Source organism: Bartonella rattimassiliensis 15908 (assembly GCF_000278215.1).
Taxonomy (GTDB): Bacteria; Pseudomonadota; Alphaproteobacteria; order Rhizobiales; family Rhizobiaceae; genus Bartonella; species Bartonella rattimassiliensis.
In genome coordinates, this window is record NZ_JH725069.1 from 165,927 (window position 1) to 181,358 (window position 15,432).

At 35.9% G+C, this 15,432-nt stretch carries 13 protein-coding genes and 1 pseudogene; 7 read left to right on the forward strand and 7 right to left on the reverse strand.

All coding sequences use genetic code 11. The features are described 5' to 3' along the window. Positions 1–35 precede the first annotated feature (35 nt). The 4 genes and pseudogenes from MCY_RS08100 to MCY_RS10120 all read left to right on the forward strand — a co-directional run. Positions 36–735: pseudogene (locus MCY_RS08100) on the forward strand (ABC transporter substrate-binding protein); the annotation flags it as partial. 259 nt (positions 736–994) lie between these two features. Next, positions 995–2,422, forward strand: a complete 1,428-nt coding sequence (xseA, locus tag MCY_RS08105) for an exodeoxyribonuclease VII large subunit (RefSeq protein ID WP_193352228.1) — start codon at positions 995–997, stop codon at positions 2,420–2,422. Beyond that, positions 2,400–3,026 (forward strand): DNA-3-methyladenine glycosylase I, encoded by a 627-nt coding sequence (locus MCY_RS08110; protein WP_026088032.1) that lies wholly within the window; start codon positions 2,400–2,402, stop codon positions 3,024–3,026. The genes xseA and MCY_RS08110 overlap by 23 nt, the downstream gene beginning before the upstream one ends. A gap of 2,176 nt (positions 3,027–5,202) precedes the next feature. Beyond that, positions 5,203–5,484, forward strand: a complete 282-nt coding sequence (locus MCY_RS10120) for a DUF6460 domain-containing protein (protein WP_007347890.1) — start codon at positions 5,203–5,205, stop codon at positions 5,482–5,484. Between the two features lie 22 nt (positions 5,485–5,506). Here the strand turns inward: MCY_RS10120 and MCY_RS08125 are convergent, their stop codons facing one another. The 3 genes from MCY_RS08125 to MCY_RS08135 form a co-directional block, all read right to left on the reverse strand. After that, complete coding sequence (locus MCY_RS08125) at positions 5,507–6,316, reverse strand: TIGR02186 family protein (RefSeq protein ID WP_007347891.1); 810 nt, start codon at positions 6,314–6,316, stop codon at positions 5,507–5,509. A 2-nt stretch (positions 6,317–6,318) separates the two neighbouring features. Continuing rightward, a complete protein-coding gene (locus MCY_RS08130) occupies positions 6,319–7,239 on the reverse strand; it encodes a sulfite exporter TauE/SafE family protein (protein ID WP_007347892.1) in 921 nt (306 codons plus the stop codon). 246 nt (positions 7,240–7,485) lie between these two features. Then, positions 7,486–8,235: a hypothetical protein gene (locus MCY_RS08135; RefSeq protein WP_019224448.1), complete on the reverse strand. Its 750-nt coding sequence runs from the start codon at positions 8,233–8,235 to the stop codon at positions 7,486–7,488. Between the two features lie 479 nt (positions 8,236–8,714). Between MCY_RS08135 and MCY_RS08140 the strand changes: the two genes are divergently transcribed. From MCY_RS08140 to MCY_RS08150, 3 genes are all read left to right on the forward strand, one after another. Next, on the forward strand, positions 8,715–9,461 hold the full coding sequence (locus MCY_RS08140) for an electron transfer flavoprotein subunit beta/FixA family protein (protein ID WP_007347894.1): 747 nt from the start codon (positions 8,715–8,717) through the stop codon (positions 9,459–9,461). A 51-nt stretch (positions 9,462–9,512) separates the two neighbouring features. Next, positions 9,513–10,433 carry an electron transfer flavoprotein subunit alpha/FixB family protein gene (locus MCY_RS08145; RefSeq protein ID WP_007347895.1) on the forward strand — a complete coding sequence of 307 codons (921 nt, stop codon included), beginning with the start codon at positions 9,513–9,515 and terminating at the stop codon, positions 10,431–10,433. A 162-nt stretch (positions 10,434–10,595) separates the two neighbouring features. Then, positions 10,596–12,257 (forward strand): electron transfer flavoprotein-ubiquinone oxidoreductase, encoded by a 1,662-nt coding sequence (locus MCY_RS08150; RefSeq protein ID WP_007347896.1) that lies wholly within the window; start codon positions 10,596–10,598, stop codon positions 12,255–12,257. A 358-nt stretch (positions 12,258–12,615) separates the two neighbouring features. On the opposite strand, the gene MCY_RS08155 is transcribed toward MCY_RS08150, so the two are convergent. The 4 genes from MCY_RS08155 to MCY_RS08175 all read right to left on the reverse strand — a co-directional run bounded on the left by MCY_RS08155 (position 12,616) and on the right by MCY_RS08175 (position 14,599). Next, entirely contained in the window at positions 12,616–13,401 is a 786-nt protein-coding gene (locus MCY_RS08155; RefSeq protein WP_007347897.1) for a DNA adenine methylase, read from the reverse strand. A gap of 27 nt (positions 13,402–13,428) precedes the next feature. Then, positions 13,429–13,656, reverse strand: a complete 228-nt coding sequence (locus MCY_RS08160) for a hypothetical protein (protein ID WP_007347898.1) — start codon at positions 13,654–13,656, stop codon at positions 13,429–13,431. Between the two features lie 116 nt (positions 13,657–13,772). Beyond that, a complete protein-coding gene (locus MCY_RS08170) occupies positions 13,773–14,000 on the reverse strand; it encodes a hypothetical protein (RefSeq protein ID WP_007347899.1) in 228 nt (75 codons plus the stop codon). Continuing rightward, positions 13,997–14,599, reverse strand: coding sequence for a lysozyme (locus MCY_RS08175; RefSeq protein WP_007347900.1), 603 nt, complete (start codon positions 14,597–14,599; stop codon positions 13,997–13,999). The genes MCY_RS08170 and MCY_RS08175 overlap by 4 nt, the downstream gene beginning before the upstream one ends. Positions 14,600–15,432: the final 833 nt, after the last annotated feature.

A 15,432-nucleotide genomic window follows, 5' to 3' on the forward strand; every position in this document is an offset into this window, starting at 1 on the left:
TCTATGTCTCCGTTCTTTTCATTTCATCCATAATGGAAAAAGTACGCTTGGTGATGCGCTACCTTATAGATTATGAAGGTCTTGGTAAGAAACTTCTCAAAGGGATTGGTGTTCCACGAGCAAGTTTTGTTCCTCTTGGCAACTTTGGGGCTTTGGATGAAAAAGAAGGACAACCCTTTAAACTTGATATTCAAAAAGCCAAACAACTTTTAACCGAGGCCGGTTATCCGAACGGATTTGAGGTAAGTTTTCTCGTATCAAACGCTCCTTACACTTTGTTACTTGCTCAATCGCTTCAAGATAGTACCGCACAAGCGGGAAGTACGTCTTAAAATTGAACATGTGGCAGGTACACAATTGTTTTCAAAAGTGAATGCACGGGCTTTCGATACGGCTTTTGTGGGGTGGAATAGCGGTTCTACAGATCCTCATACTATGGCTTCACGTCTTGTTTATAATCCAGATAATAGGCTTGAGGCTAGAAATACAGCCTATCCTAGTTGGAGGCATGGGTATTTTGATGCCAAAATGAATCAAAAGGTTGAAGAAGCCTTATTTCAAAAAGATCTGCAAAAACGGGCGCAAATGTATGCTGATTTACAACGCGAACTGATGCAAAAAGGACCTTATGCATTTATCTATCAAAAATATGATGTTATAGCGATGACATCCAATATTAAGAAATGGGTTTGGAATAGTGCGCCGCGTATTTTTTATAGTAAAATTGAAAAATAAGGATGTCTTAAATGCTATCAAATAGATAAAAAGCATTATCATAACATATTCAGCGTATTGCATAGGGTTTAAAAATTTTACGATACGTCAAAGTTCATGAATAACAAGGGGGTATCATGGATAATGAATGGATCTGTTGTAGAAAAAATGTACTTTTAAGACATTCTATTTTAAAGAGCTCTTTTATTTTCATTAAAGACGTGTTTATGTATATGTAGATATTAAGACTGAATGTTTCAACTTCCGTGAAGTGAAAATGATCAATTTATTTGGTGAAAAAACAAATGCAACGAATGTTGCGGAATTTACTGTTTCCGAAATAGCAGGAGCTTTAAAGCGCGTTGTTGAAGAAAAGTTTGGTTATGTACGGGTACGTGGAGAAGTATCAGGTTACCGTGGTGCTCATGCTTCAGGACATGCTTATTTTGCTTTAAAAGATGATAAGGCGCGGTTAGAAGCTGTTATCTGGCGTGGAGTGATGGAAAAGCTTAAATTTCCTCCTGAAGAAGGGATGGAAGTAATTGCTGTTGGTAAACTTACGACTTATCCAGGATCATCGAGATATCAAATTGTCATTGAGGCTCTTGAACCAACAGGGGTTGGTGCTTTGATGACACTTCTTGAAAATCGTAAGAAACAGTTTATAGAAGAAGGTTTATTTGATGAAGAAAAGAAAAAATCTTTACCTTACATGCCTCAAATTATAGGCGTTGTAACATCACCAACGGGTGCTGTTATTCGTGATATTATTCATCGTATATCCGATCGTTTTCCGTTGCATGTTTTGGTTTGGCCGGTACGTGTTCAAGGCGAAACAAGTGGGAAAGAAGTCGCTACTGCTATTAAAGGTTTTAATGCTCTTGCTCCAGGAGGCCTTATTCCAAAACCTGATCTTATTATTGTTGCACGCGGAGGAGGAAGTTTAGAAGATTTGTGGGGATTTAATGACGAGGCCGTTGTTCGTGCTGTTTATACCTCAGCCCTTCCTATCATTTCTGCTGTTGGGCATGAAACGGATTGGACCTTGATTGATTATGTTGCTGATTGGCGTGCACCAACCCCTACAGGAGCCGCAGAAAAAGCTGTTCCCGTCAAACTTGATCTTGAAGTGTGCGTTGCGTCACTTGGGGCACGTTTGCGCAAGGGTCTTGCGCGTTCTTTTGATTTTCATCAACAAAAATTGCGTGCAGCTAGACGTGGTCTTCCCACTGTCGATCAACTTTTCGCCCTATCACGACGTGGTTTTGATGAAATTTCAAGTCGATTACAGCGTGCTCTCTGTGTGAGTTATGATAAAAAACGTTTTTCTTTTCATACTCTTCGTCTACGTCTTTCGCTACGTTTATTAAATAGTGAAAAAGCCCAACACAATACAAGAGAATATACAGCGCGTCTTAATCGTGCTTTTGTACGTAGTGTGGAAAAACAACGTGCCCAAATGGAGGTAGCATTTAGGCTTTTAAAAAGCACTTCTTATCAGAATATTTTAGAGCGTGGTTTTGTTTTGGCTTTAGGGCAAAATAATAAGCCCATTAAACGCTTGGCCCAATTTCCTGGAACAGGGCAAATAAACTTACGCTTTTTTGATGGTGATATCAATGTTGCAACACAAGAGCCTGTTTCCACTAAACGTTTAAAACACAAACAAATAAAGTCACCAGATGATAACCAAGGAACTCTCTTTTAGTACAGTTAATTCTACGCTTGCAGAAGGTCTTCTCAAGGGAGTAGATGGGAAAGTTCGTTGTGCATGGGCAGGAACAGATCCGCTTTATTGTGCTTATCATGATAACGAATGGGGAAAACCGGTTTTTGAGGATATCGGTTTGTTTGAAAAAATTTGTCTTGAAGGTTTCCAAGCAGGGCTTTCTTGGTTTACAATTTTAAAAAAACGCTCTTCTTTTCGCCTTGCATTTGATCACTTTGACTTCGAAAAAATTGCTCATTATGATGAGTTAAAAGTGCAAATGTTGATGCAAAACAAAGACATTGTTCGCCATCAAGGAAAAATTCGATCAGTACTTAATAATGCACTTAAAGCACAGGAAATTATAGTAGAATGGGGAAGCTTGTCCCATTATTTTTGGTCTTTTCAGCCACTACAATCAGAGCATTATGAAAAGATAGACTTTCAAACATTATCGGCTCATCCTATAATCCCTGCATCTCTTCGTCTTGCTCACGATTTGAAGAAACGTGGTTGGACATTTATTGGTCCCACGATTTGTTATGCTTTTATGCAATCTGTAGGGATTGTTAATGATCATCTTGAAGGATGTTTTTTCCGATAAATTGGCAAAATTTCTTTCGTAAGGATAATGATCAACAGAATAATAATTGAATTATTTAATAAATCTACAGATTATGCAACTCCACTGTATAAGATCATTGAAGTATACAGACTATACACTCTTGATAATTTTCTACTATTGTTGACAATCAAAATGATAAAAATATAACTTTGAGAATGCAAAAACAGAGGTAAAAAAGGGTGATATCTTAAATGTTATGTATTTGCAGTTGGATAATGGTGATGTCTATGCAAACAAACTATCGCAAGATTATTATTAATATGATCAAAGTATTTTTTATTTCCCATTAAAATAGTGGGTTATAGAATCACTTTTAGATTGAAGAGTAGTCAATCTACAAGATATATTATACAAACATAGCTTAGAAAGTTCCAAATGAAAAACAATATCTTGTCAAGAAAATTGTCCATACTTTTTCTTAGTTAAAAATTAAAGTTACATAATATTATTAAGGAATAACGCTGCGCCTTATTTTAGAAGTTTTTGATAGAATATATTTAAACATGTATGATAAAAAAGTGAGATTGATTTTTAAAAAGCTTTTGTAGACAGTATATTGATTTATAACGGTAATTTAGCGTTATTCAACTTGAATTAGAACTCTGAATACCGTAAGATTCTCTCATTTCAAATCTGTCTATATTGAAGCAATAAAAATCATATTCTGCCATGTCATAAGTGGAGCTGAAATGTAGAGGTAAAACACAACAAAAAAAGTTTAAAATTTTTCTTATAAACGCTCTCAAGTGCTAAGGGCTATCACAAAAACCAAAGAGTTAGTAAAGTGTATGAGGGTGCTGACTTGCTCTTTTATCAGCGCAAAGATAGAAGTAATCTACAAATTTTATCTTCTTCATCAAGAGCTTTATCGTTATACTATTCACAAACACTTTCGCGAAATGGATGTGATGAACTTGAAGACATGTCTTTTTAAAGCGAGTGCACAAATGAATACCCCAATGGCGTTCGTTTTACGTAAAGGACATAAATTCAAAACATGAGACAACACGTAGACAAGTTTAATTAATTATAATATATATCACAAAACAGAGTTTCTATAATTCATATACATAGCTAACATTGCAATGGTCTATGAATTATTAAGATGAGTAAAACCCCTACTCTATTTATGGTTAACGATTTATATTCAAAAGGGCTTAGAATTAAAAATCCTTCTCGATATGGAAAGAAACCATAGAGTAGAATGCTTATTGTATACAAAAATTAGATTTTATGAAAATATGTATACGAAAATGAATTTTGTTAATCTTTCACTTGAATGATGTGATCTGAATAGTATATCCTCTGTAAGGAGGTAACTAAATATTTTATATAGTTCACCTATTTATTTTTAAAAGCAAGTAATCTCTAAAGAGCAAAAGCAGACTTTTAATCATTGAAGGTATTTGTGATTGCATTATTGCGTTTAGATGGAATGGTGTTGTGTAGCATGATTATGGGATCCAAATTCTCTCCAAAATAGAATATTATTTTATTGTTCATTCACGTGTTTTTTAAGAAGCATTTCTTAATACTCTATTTTACGATGGTGTTTGTGAATGCTATAAAATCGATTGTTCACCATCGTCTTGACTTTACAAAGATGTAAGTGTTCCTTTACTATTCATCAGTTCTCAATATTGCAAAAGTTCTTAGTATTTTAAATGACTCAGAAGAGGTATTTTTCTTTCCGTTAAGTCCATTGTAGCGATAATCAGTAATGAATATTTATTCATGTACTCCCCAATATATATAATATTTATGGAAACACACCGTTAGCAAAATACGTAGTCTTTTTTAAGTAAACTATCCTGAAATATTATTTCTATATATAACAATAATAAGTTCATTACAAAATCTTCAATGTACTAGAACCCTTACCCTGATGCGAAATATCGAAACGTTATAAAAATTCCCCTACAAATTCTCAAAAATGAAAGGATACTACCGCATTTTAATAAAAGAAGCACTATTGAAATATTACGAATAAAATACGAGTATATTTCAAAAGCCAGTCCTGATAACACCAAAGGTAGTAAAATCGAAAAAAGTCAGAAAAAATAAAAAAACATTTCCCCTTTATGATAAAGATGATAAAGACATCACTGTACCATGATGATATAATAAAAAACGAGACATTTGAAAGTATACTAAAATGAACCGAAAGAAAAAATTATCAAATTCTTTTTATACATTTCTTGGAGGAACATTAAGCCGTATTAGCATACAATTGCTCCTCCTTTCATTCTTCATGGGCATCGTAATGAGTTTTTTTGGATGGACACCCCGAAATTTCATACAGAAAATAATAGATTTTTTTCAATATTTATGGAAAACAGGGCTTATAATACTTACAAACTTCTTTCATATAGCTATGATGGGAGCAATTGTTGTTGTGCCTATTTTTCTTATCTTACGCATTTTTCATAAAAAATAGAATCCTTCAGACCTTCTTTGCGTTAATCTTTTCGAAAGATCAAACGACATAAAAATCCTGTGATCACAGCAGTAATCACCGCAACAATACCATATAAGAAACGATATTGATGCGCCGCATTAAAAATTGTATAAGCGATGTGTGCTTTAACAATTTCAAGAGTTGTTGTTATACTATCAATAAATTGGCCATCACGAAAAAGATAAGCACGTACTTTATAATGTCCAACAGGAATATTTGCTGGCAAACGAAAATGTGCTGTAAAAAGTGTGTCAGAACCAAAACGAACTCCACCGACTTCCTCATAATAAAAGTTTTTAGCTTTTTGCAACTTTATAAGTTCATCGCGAAAAACTTGTACTTTTTTCTGATCTTGTTCATTCGTTTGCAATGGCAAATAGAGTAATCCTAATCCCAACCGTTTATAATCTTCAATGCTCGTAATATCGTCAATTTCACGCGTTGTGACCATAGCATAAAAAAAAGGAACCTTTTTAAAAATAAGGGAATCTGTATTAACCCATACCCCAGCATTGCGTTTTTTTTCTCGCATTACCATTGTCCGGTCTTGTCCCTCCAAGCTTACCACAACATCATAACGGTTCTGGCGAGAATATAATGGATCAATATTTTCCAAAACACCAGCAATATAAAGATCACAACCAGCAAAATTTGCATCCACAGTAATCGTATTCGTTGTTACGATAATTTGAATAGTTTCGTGATCAACTTGATCAATGAATGTAGCTGTCATCTCAACATGTGACCATGTCGAAAAAGAAACAAAACAAAAGCAACCTGCAATGATACATAAAGAAAATAACCTACCCATTTTTATCTCATCAGAATATCCAGCGAGAAAAGATTATCGGGGCGTATAAACAATTGAAAAATAAGACGCATACATACAATTAACACTAAAAATGCAAGTGCCATACGCAATTGCTCAGCTTTTAATTTTCGTCCAGCCCGTGTTCCATATTGCGCACCAATACTTCCTCCAAGCATTAATAAAAAAGCCAAAACAATATCAACGGATTGATTAGTTATACTTTGCAAAACCGTCGTGAAAGAAGATACAAATGTAATCTGAAAAAGTGAAGTCCCAATCACCACACTAGTTGGAACCCGCAGAAGATAAATCAATGCTGGTATCATAAAGAACCCGCCACCAATTCCCATAATAGAAGACAGCAACCCTACAATGAGACCAATTCCTAAAACTGGAATAATGCTGACATATATCATAGATGTCCGAAAACGCATTTTAAATGGTAAACGATGAATCCAATTATGTCGACCAGCAAGACGCATATTGACTTTTCCTGCCTCCCGCTTGCGTATCATATCATACCAACTTTCAACAATCATCAAGCTTCCTATACTTCCAAGAAGAATCACATAGAGAAGTGAAATCATTAAATCTAATTGACCTAACTTTTTCAAAACAGAAAAAATCTGAATCCCAATCAAAGAACCAATCCCTCCCCCAACTGCCAAAAGAATACCAAGCTTGATATCAAGCGTACGCCTTCTAAAATGTGTAATAGCCCCTGTTACAGATGACGCAATCATCTGGTTAGCACCTGTTCCAACAGCAATAGCAGGAGGAATATTATAGAAAATCAATAAAGGTGTGATAAGAAAACCACCACCAATTCCAAAAAGACCGGAAAAAAAACCAGCAATGACTCCCATACCAATCAAGATCAGCATATTGAGTGACATTTCAGCAATTGGTAAATAAATACTCACTTATAGAACTTTCAAGATAGTTTGAAGTTTTTTAACAATTATAGATCTTTCTCCAATTATCCTCTTTTTCAATAATCTTTTTGCATGTTTAAAAGGATAATTCTAGTTGCTATATAGCTTTCGCATAATTACGAATGCATAATACATTTCACATCTATTAACCTCAACATCATAAAAACTAAAAAAAACGAGCTCCCTTTAAAAAGCTGTAAAGACATAGCGTTATCGCTATTATAAATGCAACGGTTAAACAACAAAGAACACTTTTTTTAGCCAATAAGATAGAAATGAGGCTCTCCCCCGAGACTGCACCTTTAAAGAAGAACAATCATTCTCAATGCAAGGATTAGATTCCGGCCCCCTCATTTCATTTTTTTCTATCCCAACACGCTCCACTGCTCCCTCAACCTTTTTTTTGCAAGAAGACTTCATAGCATCACTTGGCAAAGAGCTTTTATTTTCTTGTTTCAACGCATTTTCAACATTTGTTTGGAGTGGAATTATACCGTTTTGTCTCGAAAAACCTTGTACCTTTTGAAGTAATAAGCGTTCTTGATTTTCCTCACATTCCATATGAGCAAGTTTTTGTACAACAGAATCAGGGCATTTTGAACGAAACATACGTCGTGTTACCGCTGCTTCTTCTAAGCTTTTTTTTTCGTTCTGCAAACTTTGAACAATTGCTTTAATCTGCTCTAAAGATTCAAAAAGCTTTTTTTCCCTTTGACAACGAATATAATGTTCAGCCAAAATAGCTCGACTAATATCATCTAAGTAAGATTTAAAATGCTCTTCTACAGAATCCTGCCGGTTCAAAGGACGGGTCGAATGTTTCATTTGCATTTGCGTATAAACAGTACGTAATTTTTGAGCAATGTCCGACATCGTTACTTCCATAGGCGTATCCATTTTCTCCTTCTGCTCAACAAAAAAAGAGAATTTATCGTTCCTAACCTGATTGGTTTCTTGGTCGATCGTATGACCTTTCGTATTCACAAACGCCTACCCCTCATTAACTTTCTGAAAAGAATCGCACAAATGCACAGAAAATATGCTCTATTTTAGTAAATAGAGCTTTAAGAACTCTAATTTTTTCCCCTAATATTCATCTAAAATATTTGAACGAAAGATTTTTAATTTTTCTGACCTCAAGATTTGAAGAAAAAAGTAATCCCCCCTTTTTATTTTTTTCACTTATTCATTGCATGAAGTGTCTATCGCACCATTATTAAGAAACTAAAAAAAGGATATTTTCGCAAGGAATATTGATTTTTTTAATTTTTATTCAATCAAATAAAGCAATTATGGCAATGCAAAAGATATGAAGATTAAAAATGACGACAAGAAATTACAAGTAAACATAAAAAAAGCTTATATGAAAGAAAACACAAGTTATAAATAAGACTTCATTTTAAACAATTTGGTTTATTATGCATATTGCTATAAACTTGCGATCATAAACGAAGAGGATCATCATGAAGATAATTGTCGCTGTCAAACGTGTTGTTGATTATAATATCAAGATACGCGTCAAACCCGATAGCACAGGCGTTGATCTGTCTCACGTAAAAATGTCTATGAATCCTTTTGATGAAATAGCCGTGGAGGAGGCAATTCGCCAAAAAGAATCCGGTAAAGTTTCAGAAGTTGTCCTTGTTTCAATTGGACCAGAAGCAACCCAAGAAACTCTACGAACAGGACTTGCGATGGGAGCTGATCGCGCACTTCTTATCACAACAGATCAAACACTTGAACCCTTAGCAATTGCTAAGGTTCTCAAAATCATTGTTGATGACGAAAAACCCGATATGGTCTTTTTAGGAAAACAAGCGATTGATGATGATAGCAACCAAACAGGACAAATGCTCGCTGCTCTTCTTGGTTGGGGACAAGCAACTTTTGCCTCACATCTTAACATAGAAGATGGGCATGCTATAGTTACTCGTGAAATCGATCATGGTACACAAACCCTTTGTTTTGCTCTTCCCATGATTATGACCACTGATCTAAGGCTCAATGAACCGCGTTACACCTCTCTCCCCAATATCATGAGAGCAAAGAGGAAAGTCATTGAACAAAAAGCTCTTGCTGATCTCGGCATTGACACGAAAGCACGCTTAACAATTTTAAGCGTTGAAGAACCAAAACCCCGTCAATCCGGTATTAAAGTAGCGAATGTAGTAGAGCTTGTCAGCGCTCTAAAACAAAAAAACTGCATTTAATATCCCCACCACAAGAGTAAAAACAACACGTATATAAAAAGGCAAAAACTTATGGCAATTCTTTTATTGGCCGATCATAATACAAAAGAAACTGCAAAAACACTTACCGCTGCGCGCGCACTCAATAATGATATCGATATTTTGATTTGCGGAGAAAAAATTCAAACGATCGCGGAAGATGTCTCTAAACTTAATGGTGTGCGGCAAATTCTTATTGCCGAAGCAGATTACTTAACCCATCAACTCGCCGAACCTATAGCAGATACAATCATTAAGTTAGCCAATGATTACGATGTAATCATGGCTGCATCCAACAGCACTGGGAAAAATGTAATGCCACGCGTAGCAGCTCTTCTTGATCTTATGCAAATTTCAAATATTACGGCCATTCTTTCACCCGATACCTTCAAACGTCCAATTTATGCAGGCAATGCAATTGAAACTGTACGTACCAATGATCACAAAAAGATTATAACAGTTCGAACAGCTTCTTTCACACCAACGTCTTCCCAAAATAATTCTGCTCCCATTAAAACAATCACACCAGCTCCCAATCCCAATCTTTCTTCTTTCGTAACAGCAGCAACGAACAAAAGTGATCGTCCTGACCTAACCTCGGCCCGCGTTATTATATCAGGTGGACGAGGTCTTGGTTCTCAAGAAAAATTTATGGAACTTCTTCTTCCCCTTGCAAACAAATTAGATGCGGCTTTAGGAGCCAGCCGCGCAGCAGTAGATGCAGGCTATGCTCCCAATGATTGGCAAATTGGACAAACAGGCAAAATCGTTGCTCCTGAACTCTATATAGCTGTTGGCATTTCCGGGGCAATCCAACATTTAGCCGGCATAATGGATGCACAAATTATTGTTGCCATTAATAAAGATGAAGAAGCGCCCATTATGCAAATTGCCGATTACACCCTTGTAGGTGATCTCCACCAAATTCTTCCAGCATTGGAGAAAGCTTTATAAACTATGAATTCACCTCTACATCATCAACGCGTAAATATGAAATTTAACAAAGTCATTTTTAAAGAAAAAACAAGAGAACTTTTCGCCATGCAAATCGTTGCTTCATCTCTTGTGAGCAACCCACACCAAACTATTCCAATATTGGAGAAAAATTTATAAATCATGAAAGCACCTCTGCATGACCAGCGTGAAAGTATGGAGTTTGACATAGTTATTGTCGGAGCAGGACCTGCAGGGCTTTCTGCCGCAATTCGTTTAAAACAAATTAACCCAGAGCTTTCTGTCACAATTGTTGAAAAAGGGACCGAAGTTGGAGCACATATTCTCTCTGGCGCAATTGTTGATCCCATTGGTATCGATACACTCTTACCAGAATGGAGAAGTGACAACGAGCATCCCTTCATAACCCCTGTTACTCGTGACCAGTTTTTTTTTCTAAAGCCTCGAAAAGCTACAATATTTCCTAATATTTTGCATCCCAAAATCTTATCAAATGATGGATGTTATATTGTTTCGCTAGGGAACGTTTGCCGTTGGCTAAGCAAAAAAGCTGAAGCGTTGGGTGTTGAAATCTATCCTGGTTTTGCCGTAACAAAAACCATCCAAAATGATAACGGAGCAATTATTGGTGTTCTCACCGGTGATATGGGACTTAACAAAGATGGAACCCCCGGAAAAAATTATATGCCTGGTATGGCTTTATTGGCAAAATACACTCTAATTGCAGAAGGTGCACGCGGCTCAATTGCAAAACAACTGATACAACATTTCAACCTTAGCAAAAATCGTGAACCACAAAAGTTTGGTCTTGGTCTTAAAGAACTCTGGGAAATTGATCCTCACAAACACCAACGTGGTTTAGTGCAACATTTCATCGGTTGGCCGTTAGACAATAATACTGGTGGTGGTGGCTTTATTTATCACCAAGAAAACAATGTTATTTCTGTCGGTTTTGTTGTACACTTAGATTACAAAAATCCTTATCTTTCTCCCTTTGAAGAATTTCAACGTTTTAAAACACATCCAAAACTCTATGAAATCTTCAAAGGTGCAAAACGTCTTTCCTATGGTGCACGTGTTATCAGCGAAGGAGGTTGGCAATCCGTACCAAAACTCACTTTTCCTGGTGGTGCACTTATTGGCTGCTCTGCGGGCTTTGTTAATGTTCCTCGTATCAAAGGATCACACAATGCCATCTTATCAGGCATATTAGCTGCCGATAAAATAGCTACTTCTCTTGCGCAAGGACGTGCCCATGATGAGGTTAAAGAAATTGAAGAACAGTGGCGAAAAGGGCTCATTGGTAAAGATCTCTATAAAGTACGTAATACCAAACCGCTCTGGGCAAAATATGGAACAAAATATGGAATTAAACTTGCCGGTTTGGATATGTGGTGGCAACAGTTATTCGGATTTTCCTTATTTAAAACACTCTCCCACGAAAAGGAGGATTCTGCATGTCTCGAACCAGCAAAAAAATTTCAACCCATTGCTTACCCCAAACCAGATGGTGTTGTAACCTTCGATCGCCTTTCAAGTGTTGCCCTTTCCAATACGAACCATGAAGAAAATCAACCTTGCCATTTAAAAATAGCCTCCCTAAAAAAACAAAAGGACTCTGAATATGCAATCTATGGAGGACCATCCATACGCTATTGCCCCGCCGCTGTTTACGAATGGCTAGAGCATAATGATCATCTAACTTATATTATCAACGCTTCAAATTGCATCCATTGTAAAACGTGTGATATCAAAGATCCGAACCAAAACATCACTTGGATTTGTCCACAAGGCAATGAGGGCCCCTTCTATCCCAATATGTAACCCTCCAATCTATAATTATTTCTCATTCTCCTAAAATTAAAATATAAAAAGGCAATGCATAAAAATATTTCCCTCAGATCAAAAATCTATCGATCACCTTCTTACACATGTTCTTTCACAATATAAAACGGACTCTCCTCTTATTTATAGGTTGAGCTATATTTATGGATTGTGTTGTGAAATACTAACATATTGAAGTATCGTGTTTTTTTATTTTTTCTTATTAAAAAAATATTATAATTACTAGAATGAATAATATATAAGTTTTATGTAAAATAACTTATTGTATTTATAAATCTTTTTCACTATGGGGGAGATATAAATAAAAGTTTGGGAATAGGATTTTGCAATATGTCTCTTAATTATTGCGAATCAGAAGTTCTTTTCGGGGTGTTTTTTTTGCCATACCTGCTGTCCAAAGCGTCTCAACTTCTAAAAAATCAAAATCCTTAAAGATCTCTCTAACCGCATCACAATCATTCAGACTCAAAACAAACTTCCCTTGAATACCCTTGAGAACTTTTGCCATACTTACAAAATCCTCTTCAACAAAATTCCCAGAGCTATAATACTTCTTCTTTACAAGATAAGGCGGATCTAAATAAAATAAACTATCAGGTGCATCAAAAAGTGCGACAACCCGTTCCCACGGCAAATTTAATATGGTCGTATCAAGCAATTTTTGCCTAACACGTCTCATCCTGGCTAAAAGCTTCTCGGGATTAAACCCTGCTGGGCGCTTTCTTCCAAAACTAAAAGAGGTATAATCATTTTTCCCATAAAGGACACAACGTTGGAGAAACAAAAAACGAGCGGCTCTTTCAACTTCGGTAAGGTTCTCTGGGGAAATTGCCGCAAAGTCAAAAAACAACTGTCTCGAACAAACAAACCATTCAAGTCGGTTGGCTAAAGCATCAAAATGGTTTTGAACGCATTGAAACAGATTCGTGATCTCTCCATTCAAATCATTAATCACGGAATATTTTGCTGGTCTTTTATTTAGGAAAATAACACCTGAACCTAAAAACGGTTCAACATAGGTTTTATGGTCAATACTATTTAAAATCGGTATAATTGTCTTACGCAGATGGTGTTTTCCACCCATCCACGCAAACAGTGTTTGGGTAAATTCTTGTTTCGTCATATTTTTAAAGAAAAGATTTTGTGAGTTCTAACTCTTGGTTAGCCACTTTTTGAGATGTGAGAAAATATTATCTAGCGCGTCCATAAGGCGAGCAAAATCCATCACTAAAATAAAAACAATGAAAGCTATCCACTTCATAATACGCGACATCATCTTCAAGCCTTGATAGGTTTCTATCATCTCATGAAGTAACTGTCGTTCGGTTTCCGATAGATCTTGCTCCTCCTTACTTCTTCTACTCATTTTGCCAACCACATAAGCGTGCTCCCTGTTGGTTATGTTTCAAAATATCTCTTGCTAAATGTGAGCTGATGACATCAACATCTTGAGTATCCAAGTAAATCGGCAACCAACCTTCACAAGTAACACTCCTACTTGCCCCGCAGCCAACGAGTAAGGGAAGAACGAACACCACTATCACTTTTTTGATTAACTTCATTTTCAACCTCAAAACGCGTCGTTGCTATCTTTAAAGAAGTCTCTATTTGCTTTTGACGTTCTGACCTCTGACCAAGACGAAAAGCTTTAGCTAAAGCCATTAAAAAAACGGCTAAAGCCGTGAACATCAGAGTTAAATTTCTTTTGAACCAAAAAATCACAACCGCTGCTCCCGAAACCGTTTTGCTACAAAGAAAAGGCCAACACAGGCGGCTAAAACCATAAGGGTTGCTAAAGCCCATTGGATCGGGCCATTGCCCACCAAAAAACCTCCAAACCCTGAACAAGATCCTATAATCGGCGCTAAAGCTTCTACCTTAAAAACACCTCTTGCCTCCTTCGTTTCCACTCTTTGATAGTTGGAAGAAACATAAGACCCCTTAGCCCACAAACCTGCTTCAGCTGCTCGACGGTTGGCTAAACCAGCAAGAAGCCTCCCTCCTACCTTATTCCATTTCTGTAATTCGACGGGTACAGCTTCATAATCCCCTTGATTAAGCTTCTTCAACAAACTCGACTTGCAAAAAGCTTTCGTGCCTACATTATAACAAAAAGAAACCAAGGCCGCGAATTGGCAATCCGTTAAGGAAACCTTCACAGATTCCGAAACAGCTTGCTCAAATTGCTTTAAATCCTTACAAAGAATTTCTTCTGCTTGCTTGTGCGTAATACGCATGCCTTTTTTGACAAAGGGGTGACCAGCATGGCTCGTATGACCATACCCTATCGTCCAAATATTCGGTATAATATCAAAAAACACAATAAAGTCAATAGTTTTTATGCCATTATTTTATATACACCCCCTTCAGAATCCACATTTTTATACGTGATTCATTTGACTATTTTTTATACAGGATTGCCATGTATGAATAGACCATAAAAAGAAAATCATGATGTAAATATTATAACGCATGGGGGCATTCAAATGAAATGAAAAGCAGATATCATTCATAACAGTTTATAAATTTTATGATACGTTTTTATCATAGCACAAATCACATTGTTTAAAAATTTAGTTGTTTGAAATTATAGATAACATAAATTGTATACGTTTAAAGAATGGTATGAGTTTTGCTCTTTTTTGAGCGAAACCTTCAAAGGAATAATCGTTTGAAACGGTCATAAGCTTATGGGTTTATTCGTAAAGATTGCACAAAGGATTTAAAGAGAAGATTGATTTTATAACCACGGTATTTTTTTACTGAGGTAGGAAATAAAGGTAATGAAGTTCAAAACGTTATATCTTATGAAATGAAAAGCCTTTTAATGAATATAGTGCATAGCTAGTTTTGAAGAACGGAACTATTCGCTTCCATAAAAAAATGGAGGCGGCTAATACATAGCAGTAAAAGACTATTTTACCTTAGATATGATACTAAAAAACGTTTTAAAAGTTACCATTTAAAAGCACAGAGCACAAATATAGAACGATTAATTTGCAAAGAAGTTATGTTTGAGTACAAAATAAAAAGATGCTTATGAAAACCTCTCTAAATGGACGTTTAAACGTTTGAAACATAAATGAGATCTTTATAAGAAACGTTTGAAACGAATGTTAATCATAATTTTTAAAACCTTCCATTTGATAAAAGC

What these genes read in the sequence shown, in the direction of transcription:
- MCY_RS10120 (WP_007347890.1), top strand. Translation starts at nt 5,203, where the DNA reads ATGAACCGAAAGAAAAAATTATCAAATTCTTTTTATACATTTCTTGGA.
- MCY_RS08125 (WP_007347891.1), bottom strand. Translation starts at nt 6,316, where the DNA reads ATGGGTAGGTTATTTTCTTTATGTATCATTGCAGGTTGCTTTTGTTTT.
- MCY_RS08140 (WP_007347894.1), top strand. Translation starts at nt 8,715, where the DNA reads ATGAAGATAATTGTCGCTGTCAAACGTGTTGTTGATTATAATATCAAG.
- MCY_RS08145 (WP_007347895.1), top strand. Translation starts at nt 9,513, where the DNA reads ATGGCAATTCTTTTATTGGCCGATCATAATACAAAAGAAACTGCAAAA.
- MCY_RS08150 (WP_007347896.1), top strand. Translation starts at nt 10,596, where the DNA reads ATGAAAGCACCTCTGCATGACCAGCGTGAAAGTATGGAGTTTGACATA.
- MCY_RS08155 (WP_007347897.1), bottom strand. Translation starts at nt 13,401, where the DNA reads ATGACGAAACAAGAATTTACCCAAACACTGTTTGCGTGGATGGGTGGA.